This is a genomic window from Nonomuraea sp. NPDC004186 (assembly GCF_053603495.1).
On sequence record NZ_JBSGFQ010000081.1, the window covers coordinates 12,621 to 30,126 of the forward strand.

At 71.7% G+C, this 17,506-nt stretch carries 20 protein-coding genes; 13 read left to right on the forward strand and 7 right to left on the reverse strand.

Going from position 1 to position 17,506, the window contains the following annotated elements:
- Positions 1-157 precede the first annotated feature (157 nt).
- Genes ACWEPL_RS45030 through ACWEPL_RS45045 form a run of 4 tightly spaced genes read left to right on the forward strand, consistent with a single transcriptional unit; the run spans position 158 to position 1,966 of the window.
- Positions 158-544 carry a PadR family transcriptional regulator gene (locus ACWEPL_RS45030; protein ID WP_363968316.1) on the forward strand — a complete coding sequence of 129 codons (387 nt, stop codon included), beginning with the start codon at positions 158-160 and terminating at the stop codon, positions 542-544.
- Positions 541-1,263, forward strand: coding sequence for an RDD family protein (locus ACWEPL_RS45035; protein ID WP_363968318.1), 723 nt, complete (start codon positions 541-543; stop codon positions 1,261-1,263). Before ACWEPL_RS45030 ends, ACWEPL_RS45035 begins: the two co-directional genes overlap by 4 nt.
- 50 nt (positions 1,264-1,313) lie before the next feature.
- A complete protein-coding gene (locus ACWEPL_RS45040) occupies positions 1,314-1,643 on the forward strand; it encodes a hypothetical protein (protein WP_363968320.1) in 330 nt (109 codons plus the stop codon).
- An 8-nt stretch (positions 1,644-1,651) separates the two neighbouring features.
- A complete protein-coding gene (locus ACWEPL_RS45045; protein ID WP_363968322.1) occupies positions 1,652-1,966 on the forward strand; it encodes a hypothetical protein in 315 nt (104 codons plus the stop codon).
- A gap of 16 nt (positions 1,967-1,982) precedes the next feature.
- On the opposite strand, the gene ACWEPL_RS45050 is transcribed toward ACWEPL_RS45045, so the two are convergent.
- Both ACWEPL_RS45050 and ACWEPL_RS45055 read right to left on the reverse strand, forming a co-directional pair.
- Entirely contained in the window at positions 1,983-2,954 is a 972-nt protein-coding gene (locus ACWEPL_RS45050) for a hypothetical protein (protein WP_452439821.1), read from the reverse strand.
- 2 nt (positions 2,955-2,956) lie between these two features.
- Entirely contained in the window at positions 2,957-3,160 is a 204-nt protein-coding gene (locus tag ACWEPL_RS45055) for a hypothetical protein (RefSeq protein WP_452439822.1), read from the reverse strand.
- A gap of 145 nt (positions 3,161-3,305) precedes the next feature.
- Between ACWEPL_RS45055 and ACWEPL_RS45060 the strand changes: the two genes are divergently transcribed.
- The 3 genes from ACWEPL_RS45060 (at position 3,306) to ACWEPL_RS45070 (ending at position 6,110) form a co-directional block, all read left to right on the forward strand.
- Entirely contained in the window at positions 3,306-3,737 is a 432-nt protein-coding gene (locus tag ACWEPL_RS45060) for a hypothetical protein (RefSeq protein WP_350741438.1), read from the forward strand.
- Between the two features lie 76 nt (positions 3,738-3,813).
- Positions 3,814-5,328 (forward strand): helicase HerA-like domain-containing protein, encoded by a 1,515-nt coding sequence (locus tag ACWEPL_RS45065; protein ID WP_363968328.1) that lies wholly within the window; start codon positions 3,814-3,816, stop codon positions 5,326-5,328.
- A 164-nt stretch (positions 5,329-5,492) separates the two neighbouring features.
- The gene (locus tag ACWEPL_RS45070) at positions 5,493-6,110 is read left to right on the forward strand and encodes a DUF6069 family protein (RefSeq protein WP_452439825.1); all 618 of its coding nucleotides are present in this window, start codon (positions 5,493-5,495) and stop codon (positions 6,108-6,110) included.
- 57 nt (positions 6,111-6,167) lie between these two features.
- Here ACWEPL_RS45070 and ACWEPL_RS45075 read toward each other — a convergent pair whose 3' ends face one another.
- Positions 6,168-7,235, reverse strand: a complete 1,068-nt coding sequence (locus tag ACWEPL_RS45075) for an alkene reductase (protein WP_452439826.1) — start codon at positions 7,233-7,235, stop codon at positions 6,168-6,170.
- A gap of 162 nt (positions 7,236-7,397) precedes the next feature.
- Here ACWEPL_RS45075 and ACWEPL_RS45080 point away from each other — a divergent pair, with 162 nt between their 5' ends.
- A complete protein-coding gene (locus tag ACWEPL_RS45080; RefSeq protein WP_452439827.1) occupies positions 7,398-7,931 on the forward strand; it encodes a MarR family winged helix-turn-helix transcriptional regulator in 534 nt (177 codons plus the stop codon).
- On the opposite strand, the gene ACWEPL_RS45085 is transcribed toward ACWEPL_RS45080, so the two are convergent.
- Both ACWEPL_RS45085 and ACWEPL_RS45090 read right to left on the reverse strand, forming a co-directional pair.
- On the reverse strand, positions 7,897-8,367 hold the full coding sequence (locus tag ACWEPL_RS45085; protein ID WP_452439829.1) for a nitroreductase/quinone reductase family protein: 471 nt from the start codon (positions 8,365-8,367) through the stop codon (positions 7,897-7,899). The genes ACWEPL_RS45080 and ACWEPL_RS45085 overlap by 35 nt on opposite strands.
- On the reverse strand, positions 8,364-8,792 hold the full coding sequence (locus tag ACWEPL_RS45090; protein ID WP_350741448.1) for a PPOX class F420-dependent oxidoreductase: 429 nt from the start codon (positions 8,790-8,792) through the stop codon (positions 8,364-8,366). The genes ACWEPL_RS45085 and ACWEPL_RS45090 overlap by 4 nt, the downstream gene beginning before the upstream one ends.
- Before the next feature lie 69 nt (positions 8,793-8,861).
- Here ACWEPL_RS45090 and ACWEPL_RS45095 point away from each other — a divergent pair, with 69 nt between their 5' ends.
- Positions 8,862-9,359 carry a MarR family winged helix-turn-helix transcriptional regulator gene (locus tag ACWEPL_RS45095; RefSeq protein ID WP_363968337.1) on the forward strand — a complete coding sequence of 166 codons (498 nt, stop codon included), beginning with the start codon at positions 8,862-8,864 and terminating at the stop codon, positions 9,357-9,359.
- 21 nt (positions 9,360-9,380) lie between these two features.
- On the opposite strand, the gene ACWEPL_RS45100 is transcribed toward ACWEPL_RS45095, so the two are convergent.
- Entirely contained in the window at positions 9,381-10,331 is a 951-nt protein-coding gene (locus ACWEPL_RS45100) for a GlxA family transcriptional regulator (RefSeq protein WP_452439830.1), read from the reverse strand.
- A gap of 151 nt (positions 10,332-10,482) precedes the next feature.
- Between ACWEPL_RS45100 and ACWEPL_RS45105 the strand changes: the two genes are divergently transcribed.
- The gene (locus tag ACWEPL_RS45105; protein WP_363968341.1) at positions 10,483-10,890 is read left to right on the forward strand and encodes a DUF6010 family protein; all 408 of its coding nucleotides are present in this window, start codon (positions 10,483-10,485) and stop codon (positions 10,888-10,890) included.
- 8 nt (positions 10,891-10,898) lie between these two features.
- On the opposite strand, the gene ACWEPL_RS45110 is transcribed toward ACWEPL_RS45105, so the two are convergent.
- Positions 10,899-12,047: an acyl-CoA dehydrogenase family protein gene (locus ACWEPL_RS45110; RefSeq protein WP_452439831.1), complete on the reverse strand. Its 1,149-nt coding sequence runs from the start codon at positions 12,045-12,047 to the stop codon at positions 10,899-10,901.
- Between the two features lie 84 nt (positions 12,048-12,131).
- On the opposite strand from ACWEPL_RS45110, the gene ACWEPL_RS45115 reads away from it, so the two are divergent.
- The 3 genes from ACWEPL_RS45115 to ACWEPL_RS45125 all read left to right on the forward strand — a co-directional run bounded on the left by ACWEPL_RS45115 (position 12,132) and on the right by ACWEPL_RS45125 (position 17,378).
- Entirely contained in the window at positions 12,132-15,698 is a 3,567-nt protein-coding gene (locus ACWEPL_RS45115; RefSeq protein ID WP_452439832.1) for a WD40 repeat domain-containing serine/threonine protein kinase, read from the forward strand.
- An 84-nt stretch (positions 15,699-15,782) separates the two neighbouring features.
- On the forward strand, positions 15,783-15,977 hold the full coding sequence (locus ACWEPL_RS45120) for a hypothetical protein (RefSeq protein WP_452439833.1): 195 nt from the start codon (positions 15,783-15,785) through the stop codon (positions 15,975-15,977).
- A gap of 141 nt (positions 15,978-16,118) precedes the next feature.
- The gene (locus ACWEPL_RS45125) at positions 16,119-17,378 is read left to right on the forward strand and encodes an MFS transporter (protein WP_452439835.1); all 1,260 of its coding nucleotides are present in this window, start codon (positions 16,119-16,121) and stop codon (positions 17,376-17,378) included.
- Positions 17,379-17,506 lie beyond the last annotated feature (128 nt).

Consider the following 17,506-nt stretch of genomic DNA (forward strand, 5'->3'; position numbering starts at 1 on the left):
AGCAACGCTCCCTTTTAGACACGGGACGGGACGGCGTAGAAGACGGCTCGGCAATGGCGGGACAAATGCTGACTCACCCTCGACCGGTCCGTGACAGGCCGTGTTCGAGGTGACCCGATACCTTGCCACACAAGGTATCGGGTCGTACTTTGGTCATATGCCTGAGGACACCGAGGCGACGCCGGGCTCGGCCACCGTCGCCCGCCTCCGCCGCGAGCTCGCGCGGGGCACGACCGAGCTGGCCGTGCTGTCCGTCCTCGACGTCCGCCGCCGGTACGGCTACGAGCTGCTGAAACTGCTGCGGCAGGCGGGTGAAGGGGTCCTTGAGGTCAAGGAGGGCACGCTCTACCCGCTGCTGCACCGGCTCGAGGACGCCGGCCACATCCTCGCGACCTGGGAGGCGGAAGGGCGGGCCAGGCCGCGCAAGTACTACGTCATCACCCCGGACGGTCGCACATACCTCGCCATGCTGCGGGCCGAGTGGACCGGCCTGGTGGACGCCATGCGACAGCTACTCGACACCCTTGGCGAGGTGCAGGAATGAGCGACGAACAGCAGATCATCGACGACTACGCGGAAAGGGCCGGACGGCACCTGACCGGCCCGGCCCGGGAGAGGGTGAAGGCGGAGCTCGTCGATCACCTGTCCGACGCGGCGGAGGCGGGCGAGCTGGCCGAGGCCCTGAGCCGGCTCGGCACCCCGGAAGAGGCGGCGGCAGCCTTCGCCGAGATCGACTCAACGCCGCCCGCCCGCGTGGACGTGCGGTTCGTCGCCGTGCTGATCGACAACCTGCCGCTCGTCGGCGTCACGATCGCGCTGCTCGTCCAAGGGCTCGGCCGGATGGCCGAGCAGGGAAGCGCGTTCAGCCTGGCGTTCCCGCCCTTCGTGTACGTCAAGGTCGGCGGCGTCTGCGTGTCCACGGCACCCCAGGGGTGCGGAATCGCCGCCTACGACTCCGCCGGGCTGCTCTACGCCCTGGGCGTCCCGCTCGCCATGGCCTGGTCGATCGTCGGGCTGGGGCTGCTGGAGGCGTGGACCGGCACGACGCCGGGCAAGCGCGCCATGAAATTACGGGTGGTGACCGAGGCCGGGCTGCGCATCCGTCCGGTCGCCGGCATCGTGCGCAGGCTCAGCCTGCTGCTGGGGCCGTTCGCCTGGCTGGACTGGGCTCCCGTCGTGTGGGGCGACCGGCGGCGGGTGCTCGATCACCTGGTCGCGACCAAGGTCGTCAACGCCCAGGTCAACGACGTTTCCGCGGGGTAAGCGGGGGGATGATTCCGAACCGTCTGAGATCGCGGCAACCGGGGGTAAGCGTGCCAGTTACTGGACAACAAGGGAGCTGGCTGTGGGCTCGGGACTTTGACGGGATATTCACCCATACGGTCACTGTTCAGGTCGCCAACCGCGACACTTTCGCGGAAATCGCGTTGTTCGACGACCGGGCGATGGACAAGGAACTCCATGTGGCGAAGTGCGCGATCACTCAGATCGTCAGTGCCGGCGGCGTCGAAAACTGGGACATCGGGCTGACCGGCGTCTTCAATCCAAACGCGTTCCGGAGGAATGTCACGAGCATCACGTTCGGGGCGCTGGCCACCAACTCGCGGGCCGCCGCGCGGTGGATGCTGACCTTCTGGTCTTAGGGGGAGTGATGGAGTTCCATGTCGATGCGCGGGAGGGCGAGGAGCCGCACCACCAGTGGTGTCTGGTGTACGAGGTCGGGTCGTCCCGGGTCGTCCACCTGCACCAGCACATCGCCATCAGCCCGGACGCGGCCCTGGCGAAGGAGCAGTTGGCCGAGGCGGCTCTGGCGCAGGTGCCGTCCGGTGTCCCCCGGGAGCGCCTTGCCGTCGCGCACCCGGATCCCGGCGTGGAACTGGGCCCGGACATGACCTACGTGATCGATCCGGAATCGGGCCGGGTGACCGCCAGGCCGGACGCGAAGACGTTCTACGAGACGCGCTGAGCCGGGTCCCGCGTGCTCATGCCGGTGCTGCGGCCGTGGCGGCGCGGAGCTTGCGCGGGTGCAGCAGCTTGGCCCGCGACACCAGGATGCCGCCGGCGGACCCGGCGTCCTGGAGGGCGGCCGTGAGCCAGTCGACGCTCACCGGCTGGCCGTCGCCCTGCTTGATCAGCAGATCGCCGGCGGCCCGGGTGGAGCTCAACGCCCTCAGCCAGGGATGGACCCACGTGGGGACCGGGAAGGTGACGACATCGCCTCGATCGTCGCGCATGGTGACGAGCACCAGCGGGCAGTCCGAGCCGTGACCCACGGCGTGCAGGTCCTCGCTGGTCAGGCTGGCCAGCGTGGCCACGCTGGCGCCGGTGGCCTCGATCAGGGCGACGGCCACCGCCTCCGCCACGCGGCCGTCCGCGGCCAGCCGGGAGGCGCCGTGGCGCAGCAGCCGCCGCTCCTCGCGCGTGATCGTGGGCGACCGGGGCTCGTCGGCAGGCATGGAACCGCCGTCGCCCTGCCGGATCGCGCCGATCGACCAGGCGAACCAGTAGAACGAGGACAGGGCGCGGTGCTTCCTGGCCACGGTCGCGCCGGAGAGGGCCCGGCCGGGGTTGCGTACACCGATGGTGAGTGCGCCGATCCGGGCCTGCTCGCAGTAGGCGTCCAGGTGATCACCGGTGGCGGCGAGCAGCCCCAGGCCCGGCTCCACGGCCTGCAGCCAGCGCAGGAACCCGGCCAGGGTCTGCAGGCACGCCTGCCGCGTGGCCGTGCTCGGCCGGTCCAGCAGCCAGGCGGCCACCGTCCGCCGGGTGTGACAGTCCAAGGCGTCGAGGAGCTCGACGTCGGCACGGGGCCGCAGTCCGGCGATCTGCCCGACGCCGGGCACGGCTTCCGCGCGCGGAGGCGGCGTCCCGGGCCCGCGGCGGCGCGCGGCTCGGGTCCCGGCCGGGTCCTCGTCGGCCGGCGCGTCTGCTCCTCCGGCGGGTGCGTACGACATGCTCACCACGCGCGCGCCGGTGAGGCTTCGGCGCGGCGGGGTCGTCCCGCGCCGGTGGCGCACGGCAGAGCCGCATGGCCGCGCGTCGGCGACGCGGCCGTCGCGTTCGCTGCCGCGGCCGTCGCGCAGACATGACCGCCGCAGCCGGCACTCAGACCAATCATCATCGTGTTGATCTTCTCATGGATGGAGACGCGCTGTCGCATGCGATCGATCCCACGGGCCGCCCTTCCTGAAGGCGTCTAAAGCGGTCTGCATGCGGACGTCAGGGTGCTGAAAGAGCGTTGCAGGCGCTCTGCCCATCAATGGTGACGCAAGCCTTCGTCAGCCTTCGTCACCCAGGAGAACCCGATGAAGCGCACCATCGGAACGCTGCTCGCCGCCACCGCCACCGCCGGGGCCCTCGCCGTCGGCGTCCCCGCCCTCAGCGCCGCCGCGGACGCCTCGACCGCGTCCTCCGCCGGCGCGCTCGACGGCCTCAGGCAGGCCCGGCCCTTCCTGTTCACCTACACCTTCAACGGTCACCTCAAGGTCGCCGGCGGCAATTTCACCGTCGACCGCCGCGTCTACCTGGCCGTCAAGTACAACACCGGCCGAGTGGCGTTCTCCAGGTGGGAGATCGCCCGGCCGCATGCCGTCACTCCCGGCGGGGCCGTCTACGTGGAGACGACGATCGCCGCTCCCTGCGCCGGGAGCAAGAACGGGTACGCGCAGGCGTACGACGAGGCCACCCGGACCTGGTCCCCTCGCCTGCAGGTGACGATCTGCCAGCGGATCGACTGACACTTGTCGCTCTTTTCCGTGACATATCAATCACAATGGGTAACAACATTGCGGGGATGCCACACGGGGAGAGCCGATGAAGGGATACGACGTCGAGGGACCGGCGCTGGAACTCGGGGCCCTGGTGCGCGAGGACGGCACCGCCGACCCCTCGGAACAGATCCGCATCTCTCTCGGCATGCTGAACCGGCACGGACTGGTCGCCGGCGCCACCGGAACGGGGAAGACCAAGACCCTCCAGCTCATGGCGGAGCAGCTCGCGGCCCAGGGAGTCCCGGTCTTCCTGGCCGACATCAAGGGAGACCTGTCGGGGCTCGCCTCGCCGGGCACGACATCCGAGCGCGTCACCCGGCGGGCCGCCGAGGTGGGGCAGACGTGGCAGCCCATGGCCTGTCCGGCGGAGTTCTTCTCCCTGGGCGGCCTGGGGACCGGAATCCCGATCCGCGCCACCATGACCGCGTTCGGGCCGACCCTGCTCGCCAAGGTCCTCGGGCTCAACGAGACGCAGGAGTCGTCGCTCGGCCTGATCTTCTATTTCGCCGACAAGCACGGGCTGCCCCTGCTCGACCTCAAGGACCTGATCGCGGTCATCCGGTATCTGACCGGCACCCCGGAGGCGCTGAGCGGGATCGGCGGGCTGTCGGCGGCCACCGCGGGCGTCATCCTCCGGTCGTTGACCAACTTCGAGGCGCAGGGGGCGGAGGCGTTCTTCGGCGAGCCGGAGTTCGACGTGCGCGACCTGCTCCGGGTGACCGGCGACGGCAAAGGGATGGTCTCCGTTCTCGAGCTGCCCGCCGTGCAGGACCGGCCGCAGCTGTTCTCCACCTTCCTGATGTGGCTGCTCGCCGACCTCTTCCACGTGCTCCCCGAGGTGGGCGACGTCGACAAGCCGAAGCTCGTGTTCTTCTTCGACGAGGCGCACCTGCTGTTCGACGACGCGTCCAAGGCGTTCCTGCAGTCGATCACCCAGACCGTGCGGCTGATCCGGTCGAAGGGCGTCGGCGTCTTCTTCGTCACCCAGACGCCGAACGACGTGCCGTCCGACGTGCTCGCGCAGCTCGGCGCGCGCGTGCAGCACGCCCTGCGCGCCTTCACCCCCCAGGACGCCAAGGGGCTCAAGGCCACCGTCTCGACCTTCCCCGCGTCCTCCTACGACCTGGAGCGGCTGCTCACCGAGCTCGGCATCGGCGAGGCCGTGGTCACGGTCCTGTCGGAGACGGGCGCGCCGACCCCCGTGGCCTGGACGCGCCTGCGCGCGCCGCAGACGCTCATGGCCCCGTCGAGCCCGGACGTGGTCCAGGGCATCATCGCCGCCTCGCCGCTGCAGCAGAAGTACGGTACGGCGGTCGACCGCCAGTCCGCCTACGAGATCCTGTCCGCGAAGCTGGCCGAACAGCAGCAAGCCGGGGAACCCGCCGCCGAGGCCCCACGCGAGCCGGCGCGGCCCAGGGAGCCGGCGCCGAAGCGGTCCACGCTGGAGAGCGTGCTGGAGTCGAAGGAGTTCCGCTCCATGGCGCGGTCGGCGGCCTCCGCCCTCGGCCGGGAGATCACCAGATCCATCTTCGGCACCGCCCGCCGCGGACGGCGCTGACCCGGAGCACGTCCGGCCAGGCCGTCCCCGTCGGGCCGGCGGCGAATCGGGCCCGGAGGTGACTCACGGTGATCGGCTTGGAGCGGAAAGCGGCTTTGCCCTCTTGACGGCGCGTGTAAGGTGCTCGAAGTCCCTGATCAGCATCCGCGACAAGGGTGATTCGCATGTCATACCCCTCCCACGATGGCTACGATCGCCGCCCGGCTCCGGCCCGGCCGAGGGTGAATCCCGCGCGAGTGTGGGGAGGCGGCGTGGCGGCCGCCGTGGTGGCCGCACTGATCGTGGTGGTCGGAGTCATGATCAGCAAGAGGCTGCTCGGCATCCGCGTCCTCACCCCCGACGGGGCGCCCGTCTACGGCAGCTCGGCGACCACGGGATACGCGATCTCGGCCGCCGCCCTTGCGCTCATCGCCACGCTGCTGCTCTACATCCTCATGCTGTCGACCCCGGAGCCGAACAGGTTCTTCGGCTGGATCGCCGGGCTCGGCACCGTCATCATCACGCTCCTTCCGTTCATGAGCTCCGCGGATCTCATCCCGCAGATCGCCACGGCCGTCATCAACCTGATCATCGGCGTCGCGATCGTCTCGCTGCTGGCGTCGATCGGGCGTACGGCCATCGAGGAGGTGCCGGATCAGGGCTCGTACCCGTACGAGCAGCCCCGCGGATACGACCAGCCCCGGGGGTACGAGCAGCAGCGGTACGAGCAGCCCCGGCACGAGCGGTCGCGCGAGTACGAGCAGCGCGGATACGAGCGCCGGGACCACAACCCGTACGACTGACCGCCCGGTCCGACCACCGGTTTCGGTTGCCGCAGAAGGCCTCGACCCGCGGGCGGGTCAGGTGAGGGCCGGGTAGTCGGTGTAGCCGCGGTGGTCGCCGCCGAAGAAGGCGGCCGGGTCGGGGGTGTTGTACGGACCGCCGGCCGCGAGGCGGGCGGGCAGGTCGGGGTTGGCCAGGAACATCGAGCCGAAGGCGATCATGTCGGCGGTGCCGTCCCCCACCAGGTCCAGCGCGTCGGGTCCGGTGGGGGCCGGATGCGTGAACGGGTTGAGGATGAGCGCGCCGGGCCAGTCCTTGCGCAGGCGGCGGGTCAGGTCGCGGTCCGCGCCTTCCACCAGGTGCAGGTAGGCCAGGTCGAGCGGGACCAGCCGGGCCATGAGAGCGCCGTACGTCTCCTCCACATCGTCCTCGGCGATGTCGTTGTACGGGTTGCCGGGCGAGAGGCGAAGACCGACCCGCTGCCCGCCGATCGCCCCGGCCACGGCGGTGGCCACCTCGGCGGCGAAGCGGATGCGGCCCTCGGCCGAGCCGCCCCAGGCATCGGTGCGGCGGTTGCTGTTGGGGGCGAGGAACTGCTGGATCAGGTAGCCGTTGGCGCCGTGGAGCTCCACCCCGTCGAACCCGGCGGCGATCGCGTTGCGGGCCGCGGCGGCGAAGTCGTCGACGGTCCGGCCGATCTCGGCCTCGGTCAGCTCCCTGGGAGTGACGAAGTCCTTGGGGCCCTCGTGGGTGTAGATCTGCCCCTTGGCCGGCACGGCGGAGGGGGCGACCGGGTGCAGGCCGTCGGGCAGGAGGCTGGGGTGGCCGATCCGGCCGGTGTGCATGATCTGCGCGAAGATCACACCGCCCGCGCCGTGGACGGCGTCGGTGACCTTCCGCCAGGCCGCGACCTGTTCGGCGGAGTGCAGCCCGGGGGTGTCGGGGTAGCCCTGGCCGACCACCGACGGCTGGGTGCCCTCGGTGACGATCAGGCCGGCGCCGGCCCGCTGCGCGTAGTAGGTGGCCATCAGCTCGGTCGCGCCGGCGCCGGGACCGTAGGCGCGGCTGCGGGTCATGGGGGCCATGACGATGCGGTTGGCCAGGCGCTTGCCGCCCAGTTCGTAAGAGTCGAATGCCGTTGGCATGATCACATTCCTTGTTGAGATGTACTACATAGCGTTACCTGTTCGAGCAAGTAAGTTCGCGGATCCATTCCGGATGGCCGCGTTATCCATGTCACGCATGGCGAGAAGCCGTTCCGATAGGATGAATGCTTGTTCGAGCAGCCACATTCACGGGAGAGGCCGATGGGCTCAGCGAAGAAAGGCGCCGAGATCGCGGCGACGGCCGGCACCCCGCTGCCGCCCTCCGTCCAGGCGGGCCCGCTCAACCACGCGATCATCCGCGTCGCGCGCCTGCACCGCATGCTCGCCGCCCAGCTCCTGCGCCGCGTCGGCCTCCACCCCAGCCAGGAGCTGGTCATGATGCAGCTGTGGGACCGCGGCCCCCAGCGTCAGACCGACCTGGTGCGCATGCTCGGCTCCGACGCCGCCACCATGACCCGCACCATCCAGCGCCTCGAGCACGCCGGCTTCGTCCGCCGCCGCCCCTGCGCCACCGACAGACGTGCCACCATCATCGAGCCCACCCCCGCCAGCCAGGCCCTGCGCCGCGAGGTCGAGAACATCTGGGCCGAGCTCGAGAGCAGCGTCGCCGGCGACCTTACCCCCGATCAGCAGGCCGACGCGCTCGACGTGCTCGAACAGATCGAGGCCGGCCTCGCCCGCGCCACCACGCAGAGCACCCTCACTCCTGGCCGGATCGGGGTACCAGGCGAATGATCGGCAGTTCCCGGTCGGTCTTCACCTGATACTGGGCGAAACGGGGCGCGGCGGCGACGATCTGCTGCCAGGCCTGTTCGCGTTCCGCGCCGTGGAGCTGCTCGGCGACCACCGGCACCGTGCGGCCGTCGACCTCGATCCGCACCTGGTCGGGGTGGGCGGCGAGGTTGTAGTACCACGCCGGGTTCCCCACCGCTCCGGCCGCCGAGGCCACGATCAGCCGGCTGCCGTCCTTCCAGGGGAACCAGCCGACCGGTGTCGTACGCTCCAGCCCGCTCTTGCGGCCGACGGTCGTCAGGATCAGGGCGTTGAAGCCCATGAACGTCCCGCCGCCCTTGCGCCGGAGCCGTCTGGCCATCAGCGCGTTCAGCCATCGGAACGCCCGGCCGGCCGGCCGGCGGGCGCCCCGGGTCCCCGCGGGGGTGTCGAAGCTCATGCGATCTCTCCATCATCGGTCGGGTGGACGGTGCGGCGGACCTCGACCTCGCGGTCGTGGCCGAACGGCAGCCCCTCCAGGTTGAAGCTCCACGACACCGCGGGGGTGATCCGCATGTAGGACGCGAGCCCGAACTGGCCCTGGCGTTCGACGAGTTCGGCGTCGCCGTAGATGCGCAGGTAGCGCGGCGTCCACGGATCGGTCGAGGGCAGGTCGTCGATGACGAGGGCGACCTTGGTGTTCCCGTCCCGCACGTTGCGGAACTTCCTGGTCCTGTCCGGATCGATGCCGCCGACGTACACGTGCGTCCCGTCGAAGTCGAACCCCACCGGCACCACGTCCGGCTGGCCGTCGTCCGAGACGGTGGCGATGCGGGCCAGTCGCTGGGACCGCAGGTAGCCGATCTCTTCTTCGCTGAAAGACATGCTGAACCCGTTCGTTAACGGAGCGTACTGTATGCGGCATTAACTATATGCCCCATGTACCGTAGTGCCGTGAACAAGACGGCGCAAGCAGGGCAGGAAGACGCGACGGAGGCCCGCCATATCGGCGACCCGCGGACGGACGTCGCCACCGCGCTGCACCAGCTCTCCACCCTGGTGCAGGGCATCTACCTCCGCGTCTCCGAACGCCACGACCTGACCCCGGTCCAGGCCAGGCTCCTGTGCGTCCTGCTCGACGGTCCCCGGGGCATGGCCGAGCTCGCGCAGGTCTTCGGCGTGGAGAAGGCCGCGCTCACCGGCCTCATGAACCGGGCCGAGCGGCGTGGTCTCGCCCAGCGATCAGCCGTGCCGGGCGACCGGCGCGCGCTGCAGGTGACGCTGACCGACGCCGGTCATGATGCGGCGATGGCGTTCCATGCCGAGGTCAGCGTGGAGCTCGACCGTCTCGTCTCACCGCTCGCGCCCGACGTCCGCGAGCGCTTCGGCGACACGATGGCCGAGATCATCGAGAAGTGCCGGGGGTCGGGCGGCTGCGCCGGACACCGCTGACCTCCGCGGGCCCCCGAAGGCTCAGAAGGCGTTCGTCCGGAAGGAGGAGCGGTAGGACTGCGGCGTGACGCCGACGACGCGCTTGAACCGCTCCCGGAACGCGGTGGCCGACCCGAACCCGGCCTGCGCGGCGATGCGTTCCACGCCGTGGTCGGTGTTCTCCAGCAGGAACTGCGCCCGTCGTACGCGTGCGCGCAGCAGCCACTGCAGCGGCGTGGTGCCGGTCTGCTCGCGGAAGCGGCGGCTGAAGGTCCGCTCGCTCATCCCGCCGCGCAGGGCCATCTCCGCCAAGGTCACCTCCTGGGCGAGGTTGTCCTCGATCCACGACAGCACCGGCTCCAGCAGCGACCCCTGAGGCACCGGCGGCTGGGCGTGGACGATGAACTGCGCCTGCCCACCCTCCCGTTCCAGAGGCATCACCGACAGCCGGGCCGAGTCCGCGGCGACCGCCGAGCCGAAGTCGCGCCGGATGATGTGCAGGCACAGGTCCAGGCCGGCGGCGGCCCCGGCCGAGGTGAGGATCTGGCCGTTGTCGACGTACAGGACGTCCGGCCGCACGTCCACCCGCGGGAACTGCTGGGCCAGCCGGTGCGCCGCCGCCCAGTGCGTGGTCGCGCTCAGCCCGTCCAGCAGCCCGGCCGCGGCAAGGGTGAACGCCCCCGCGCAGATGGAGGCGATCCGGGTGCCGGCGGCGGCAGCCGCGCGCAGGGCGTCGAGCACCTCCGGCGCGGGCGGGGCGGCCCGCTCGGAGCAGCCCGGCACGACGATCGTGTCCGCCTCCCGCAGCGCCCGCAGGCCGTGCGGGGCGATGAGCGTGAAGGCGCCGCTGGCCACCTGCGGCGTCGCGGCGCAGACCAGGATCCGGTACGGGCTGCGCCCGTCCGCCAGCCGGGCCCGCCCGAACACCTCGATGGGCGTCGCCAGGTCGGCCGCCACCACATGGTCCAGAGCCAGGACCGCCACCGTGTGCATGAGGACACGGTAGGCGCTCACGGGTTCGGGCCGGATGGCGGGAACCCGTGGGAAATTGTCGATCCAGCCCATGGGGAGCCGTGGTCGCGCGCTCTAGCGTTGCGCTGCGAGAACCGGAGAACCCCAACCACAGAACGGATTGCCACACCCCATGTCCGTCATCATGCCGATCGTCATCGGGCTGATCTGCGTTTCCCTCCTGTCCCTGATCCCCGAGCCGCATCGGCGCCAGGTCAACGCCGTGCTGGTCGGCGGGGCCGGCGCCGCCTACCTCAGCGGGGGCGGACTCGGGTACTGGGAGTTCGTCCTGCCGGTCGTCATGACCTACGTCGCCTACCGAGGGCTCGACAGCTGGACCTGGATCGGCATCGGCTGGCTGCTCCACACCGCCTGGGACGTCCTGCACCACCTCCAGGGGAACCCCCTCCTGCCCTTCGCCGCCCTTTCCTCCTTCGGCTGCGCCATCTGCGACCCGGTCGTGGCGCTGTGGTGCTTCGCGGGCGGGCCGTCGATCGTCACGTGGGTCCGCGCCCGCAAGGCCGCGACGCCGCAGGCATAGGGCCCCGGTCAGTCCAGCCCGCCGCGTTTGACCAGCTGGGCGGCGATGACGTTGCGCTGGATCTCGTTGGTGCCCTCGCCGACGATCATCAGCGGCGCGTCGCGGAAGTAGCGTTCCACGTCGAACTCGGTGGAGTAGCCGTAGCCGCCGTGGACGCGTACGGCATTGAGCGCGGCTCTCATGGCGGCCTCGGAGGCGAACAGCTTCGCCATGCCGGCCTCCATGTCGCAGCGCGCGCCGCTCTCGTAGCGCTCGGCGGCGTGCAGGATGAGCTGGCGGGCGGCGGTGAGGTCGGTGGCCATGTCGGCGAGGTGGTTGCCGACGGCCTGGTGCTTCCAGATGGGCTTGCCGAAGCTCTCCCGCTCCTGCGCGTAGCGCAGGGCGTCGTCGAACGCCGCCCGGCCCACCCCCAGGGCCCGGGCGGCGACCTGGATGCGGCCGACCTCCAGACCCTTCATCATCTGCGCGAAGCCCCGGCCTTCCTCGGCGCCGAGCAGGGCGGTGAGCGGTGCCCGGTGGTCCTCGAAGACCAGCTCGCAGCTCTCGACGCCCTTGTAGCCGAGCTTGGGCAGGTCGCGCGAGACCGTCAGGCCCGGCCCGTGTTCGATGAGCAGGATGGAGATGCCCTTGTGGCGCGGCCGCGCGGAGGGGTCGGTCTTGCACATGAGGGCGATCAGCTGGGAGCGACGGGCGTTGGTGATCCACGTCTTGGCGCCGTTGACCACGTAGTCGTCGCCGTCCCGGCGGGCGGTGGTGGTCATGGCCTGCAGGTCCGAGCCGCCGCCGGGTTCGGTCAGCGCCATGGTCGCGCGGATCTCGCCGGTCGCCATCCTGGGCAGGTAGTGGTCCTTCTGCTCCTGCGTGCCGAAGGCGAGGATGAGCTTGGACACGACGGTGTGCCCGCCCATGGCGCCGGCCAGGCTCATCCAGCCGCGGGCGAGCTCGGCGGTGACCAGGGCGTAGCACGGCATGGACACCGGGGCCTCGCCCCAGGGTTCGGGGATGGCCAGGCCGAAGATGCCCAGCCGCTTCATCTGCTCGATGAGCTTGTCCGGGTACGCGTTGGCGTGTTCCAGGTCGCGGGCGACGGGCCGGACCTCCCGCTCGACGAAGTCGCGGACCGTGTCGACGACGGCTTGTTCCTCGGTGGTGAGCATGAGTCCTGCGTCCTCTGCTGATCTTGTGGCCGGCGCCGAGCACCCCGCCCGAACCGGCGGCGGTGATCGGCCATCTAACGAACCATGACAGCAGACCCGCTGCGTCCGGGGGATCCGTCGAGGCTGGGCCGCTACCGGCTGGCGAGCAGGCTCGGCTCGGGCGGCCAGGGCGTCGTCTACGAGGGCTACGACGAGGCGGCCAACCGCGTGGCGGTCAAGGTCCTGCACGCGTACCTGTCCGGCGACTCTCCCCTGCGCCGCCGCTTCACCCGGGAGGTGACCGCCGCGGGGCAGGTGGCCTCGTTCTGCACCGCCCGCATCCTGGATCACGACCTCGGAGGCGAGCGCCCCCACATCGTCAGCGAGTTCGTGCCCGGCCCGAGCCTGCGCGCGGCGGTGACGGAGGGGGCGCCGTTCTCGGGTGACCCGCTGCACCGGCTGGCCGTGGGCGTGGCCACCGCGCTGGCCGCCATCCACCAGGCGGGCGTGGTGCACCGCGACCTGAAGCCGGAGAACGTCCTGATGGGGCCCGACGGGCCACGAGTGATCGACTTCGGCATCGCCAGGGCGGCGGGCCTGTCGATGACCTCGACGGGCGAGCTGGCCGGGACCCCGATGTACATGGCGCCGGAATTGTTCTCCGGGGGCCGGGCCGAGCCGGCGGCCGACGTGTTCGCCTGGGGTTCGGTGGTGCTGTTCGCCGCGACGGGGCGCGACGCGTTCACTGCCCCGACGACGATCGCGGTCATCAACCGGCTGCTCAACCACGACCCTGACGTCGATGTCCTGCCCGAGGGGCTGCGCGAGCTGGTTCGCGCCGCGCTGTCCAAGGACCCGGCCGCGCGTCCTTCCGCGCAGCGCCTGCTGCTGACGCTGCTGGGCGGCGAGCGCGCGACGCTGGCCGAAGGCGCCGAGGCCGCCGCGGGGGTGCGCCCTTCCGGCGGGCGGGCCGCCGACCCGGCGCTCGGCGCGGTGGCCGAGCGGTTCTACGCCGGGCTGCCGGCGTCCGAGCGCGAGGTCGCGCGCGATCTGCTGCTGCGGCTGGTGGACGTTCGCGACGGCGACGAGGCGCCACGTACCGCCACTCTGGACGAGCTGATCGAGGTACGGCAGGAGGCCGCCGAACGGGTGCTCGCCGCGCTCGAGGAGGCCACGCTGGTCCGCCGCCAGGGAGACGGGGTCGTGATCGGCAGCGCCGCCCTGCTGTACGCCTGGCCCCGGCTGCACGAGTGGGTGACCGGCGACCGCGACGCGCTCGGACGCCACCGCGAGCTGGGCGAGGCCGCCCGCCGCTGGGCCCGTGGCGGCCGCCGCCCTGAGGACCTCCTCCGCGGCACCGCCCTGCGCCACGCGCTGGACTGGACCGGCGCCACGCATCTGACCCTGAACACCACGGAGCGCGAGTTCGTCGAGGCGAGCAGGGCCGGGTCGGCGCGGCAGAGCAGGCTGCGGCGCCTGGTCACCACCGGCGTGGCGGTCCTGCTCGTCGCCTCGCTCACCGCCGGCACCCTCGCCTGGCAGCAGTCGCTCAGGAGCGACGAGGCCGGCAAGCGCCTGGCCGAGGAGAGGTCGCAGGCCGCGGCGCGGCGGGTGGCGCTGCAGGCGGACGCGCTGCGCGGGACCGACCCGGTGAAGGCGATGCTGCTCAGCGTGGCGGCCTACCGCATCGCGCGGGTTCCCGAGGCACGTTCGGCGGTGCTGAGCTCGCTCGCCCAGCAGGAGCAGTCGGTCTTCACGGATCCCGCCCCGGCCAACGAAGGGCGGGCGCTGAGCCCCGACGGGCGGACGCTGGTCAGCGCGGGCGCCGGCCGGGTGACCGTCTACGACGTGGCGACGGGGCGGCCGGTCAGGACCTTCGGCGGCATCGGCGAGGCGCCCGTCACCGCCGCGGTGGGTCCGGACGGTGACACGCTGGCGCTCGCGGGGGGCGGCATGCTGGAGCTGTGGAGCCTGCGGACCGGGCGGCGGCTGGGCGAAGGCGGCTGGATGCCCGCAGGCTCGACGAGCTACGACGGACGCCCGGCGAGCCTGGAGTTCAGCCCCGGCGGGGGCTACATCGTCGTGCGCGCCAACCTGGGCGGGCCGTACGTCGCGCTGTGGAACGTGGCACGGCGGGCGCTGGAGAAGCAGGACGGCTACGTGAGCCACGCAAGTGTCGGCCCCGGCGACCGCTTCGCCGCCCTCGAGATCACCGAGCACGACACCGTGACGACGCTGCGGGCGTTGCCGGGAGGGGGAACGCCGGCGGGCAAGCGGCTCCCCGGCCGTGGCCTGCCGGGGCAGGTCACGGCCATCAGCCACGACGGCGCGCTGGCCGCTGTGGGCGGGCGGAAGGGCACGACGCTGTGGAGCCTGTCCACCGGCACGCGGGACCGGCGCAGCTTCCCCGGCCCGGGCACCGAAGCCGTCTTCAGCGACGACGGCCGCTTCCTGATCGCCTTCGACAACTGGGCGGGCGGCCGCATCACCCTGTGGCGGCTGAGCGACGCGGCCCCGCTCCTGCGGCTCACCGTCGCGTCCGAGATCGTCGGGGCCCCGCGGTTCGGCCCGGGGAACCGTACGCTGAGCATCCTGGACGACGCCGGGCAGGTGACCACCTACGACATCAGCCGGCAGACCGGCCCTCGGCGCGTCGTGCCCGCCGGCGCTCTGCAGCCGCGGTTCACCGCCTCGGGGAGCCTGCTGCTCGCCCGGACGGGCGACGCCGTGCGCGGCTGGTCGGTGCCCGGGTTCGCCGAGACCCGGCGGCTCGGCGTCGCCAGGAAGGGCGAGCCGATCATGCGGGTCAGCCCCGACGGGCGCACGGTCGTCACGATCTCCTCGGAGGACCTCACCACGGGACCCACGTTCTGGGACGCGGCATCCGGGCGGAAGCTGGGTTACCTGGCTCTGCAGTCGGCGGACGTCAGGGCGGACATGCAGATCAGCCCCGACGGCCGGCTGCTCGCCCTCAGCTCGGCCATGGCCAACGACTACACCGGCGCGGGCGAGGTCGTGGTCATCGACATCGCGCGGCGCGAGCGGGTCATGCGGTTCGGCCCGGTCGCGGGCGGCCCGCTGTCCTTCAGCTCCGACGGCCGGTTCCTGGTCACCGCCGACGCCGCGGGTGCCGACGTCATCGACCTGGTCTCCCGCAAGGTGCTCCCCCGCGGGCAAGGCCCCGGGACGCTGGCGGTGGGGTGGATGGTCCTCGCGCCGAAGGGTCCGCTCGGCGTCTCGCCGTACGGGAGCAGAGCGGTGGTCCTGTGGGACACCCGCACCTGGCGTACGACGGGTCAGGTGTTCAGGGTGCCGGGAGACGTCGTGGGGGCCAGGTTCTCCCCCGACGGGCGGATCCTGGCGGTCGCCCACGACACCAGGGTGACGATGTTCGACACGGTCGCGGGCCGGCAGCTCGGCGCCGCCTGGACAGTGACCACCGGGGCGTTCGATCCGTACGAGCTGGATGACCTCATGCCGGCGCTCGCCTTCACGGCCGACGGCTCGGCCCTGCGCGTGGTGGGGCTCGACGGCGCGTTCCAGGAGCTTCCGGTCGACCCCGCGCCGGCCGTCCGGATCGTGTGCGAGCGGGCGGGCCGCCGGCTCACGCAGGCGGAGTGGCGCGAGCATGTGGGAGCCGACGTGGGTTATCAGGAGGTCTGTCCCGCTTAGGTGAGGGTTACCCCATGGCGGACTGGAGAGCCGGCTTCAATGCTTCCAGCGGCCGGGTGCGACATGTTCGTTGTTGGAGGGACCATGTCGAACTCAGACGATCACCTCGTCAGCCGCTTTCTCGGCGTCCGGGCTCCCGGCGCCGCCATCGAGACCAGTTACCCGCACTTCGGCGCCTTCACCCCGGACGAGCGTGCCATCGGCCGGGGTCCGCGCGATTGCCGGCCGGCCACGCGGACCCGCACGGCCGGCGGGGGCAGTCCAGACCACCAGCACTGATATCGAATTGGTTATCCCCCTGGACACATATCGATATTGGACATGACCCGGTGGCTTCTGCTCTCCTCTTGCAGTGCAGATCGAGAATGAGGGGACGACCGAGCCGCAGTGCCCCGACGTCCTCCGGCAGGCATCGGGATCGTGAGAACGACCCGGCCCATGGCGCCGAGCACGTCCGCCCCGCATCCGAGCCGACCGCTCGCCGGGGACCCCGCGCCTCCGGTGCGCCCGCCGGGCAACGGCCGCCACGTGCTCGCCGTCGTCGTCGGAGTGCAGCTGGCCATCTCGATCGGGTTCTTCGCGGTGATGGCGCACCTGGTCACGTACCTGCGCCACGACCTCGGCCTGCTCGCCGGCACCATCGCCGTGGTGCTCGGGGTGCGCGTGGCGCTGCAGAACATGCTGTTCCTGCCGGCCGGCGCGATCACCGACGCGGTGGGACCGGCCCGCGCGGGAGCGCTGGCCTGCGCCCTGCGGGCGGCCGGTTTCGGCCTGCTCGGAGTCATCGACGGGCCGGCCGGGTTGCTCTGCGCGGCGGCGGTCCTGGCGGTGGGCGGGGCCCTGTTCCACCCGGCCGCCCAGTCCCTGCTTGCCGGGGTGCGGCCCGAACGGCGTGCGAAGGGCTTCGCGGCCTACGTCGTCGCCGGCCAGTTAGGGGCGGTGGCCGGCCCACCCGTCGGGCTGGCCCTGCTGGCCGGCGGATTCGGGCTGCTGTCCGCGGCGGCGGCGGGCGCCTGGGCGGTCGGCGCCGTACTGTTCCTGCTGCTGCCGGCCGAACGCGGCGCCGGCCGTCTCCACGTACGCAGGCTCACCGGTGGCGTGTCGGCGGTGCTCCGAGACCGAGACTTCCGGCGCTTCGCCATGACCGCCGCGCCGACGACGCTGCTCGCCGACCAGATCGTCACCGTGGTCCCGCTCAAGGAGGTCGGGGCAGGCTCGACGACCCTGTTCTTCTGCGTGGTGGCGGTCGCCATGGCCGCGGTCCAGCCCTGGTGCGCGGCCCGCGGGCGAGGCGAACGTCCCTGGGTGCTCAGAAGCGGCCTGGTCTGTGCCGGCCTCGGCTACCTGGCACTGCTCGCGATGCCCTCCGGCGAGGGCGGTCACCTCGCCATCCTCCTGGTGGCCGCGGTGCTGCACGGGCTGGCCCAGGGGCTGATGCAGTCGGCGCTGTTCCAGACGGTCACGCGGTGCGCGCCGTCCGGACGGTTCGGGGTCTATTTCGGCCTGCTCAGCTTCGTCGCCGGGGTGGTCACGTTGGCCGGCGGGTTCGTGGTCGGCCGGCTGTTCGACGCCGGGGGCGGCGTGGCGGCCATGGCGCCGGCGGGGCTCGCGCTGATCGCGGTGCTCTCCGCCGCCGTCCTGCGGCTTCCCGCGAGCACGACGGGTCGTGATCTTCGCTGACGACACCCGCACCCATTCGAGGCTGCGCGAGCTGATCCCCGACTGATAGCGTGGGGATCGCGAGGCCATGGGAGGGCTTCCTTCTCACTTTTGGAAAAAGTCATCTAGCCTTCCCGCTTTCCTCGCGT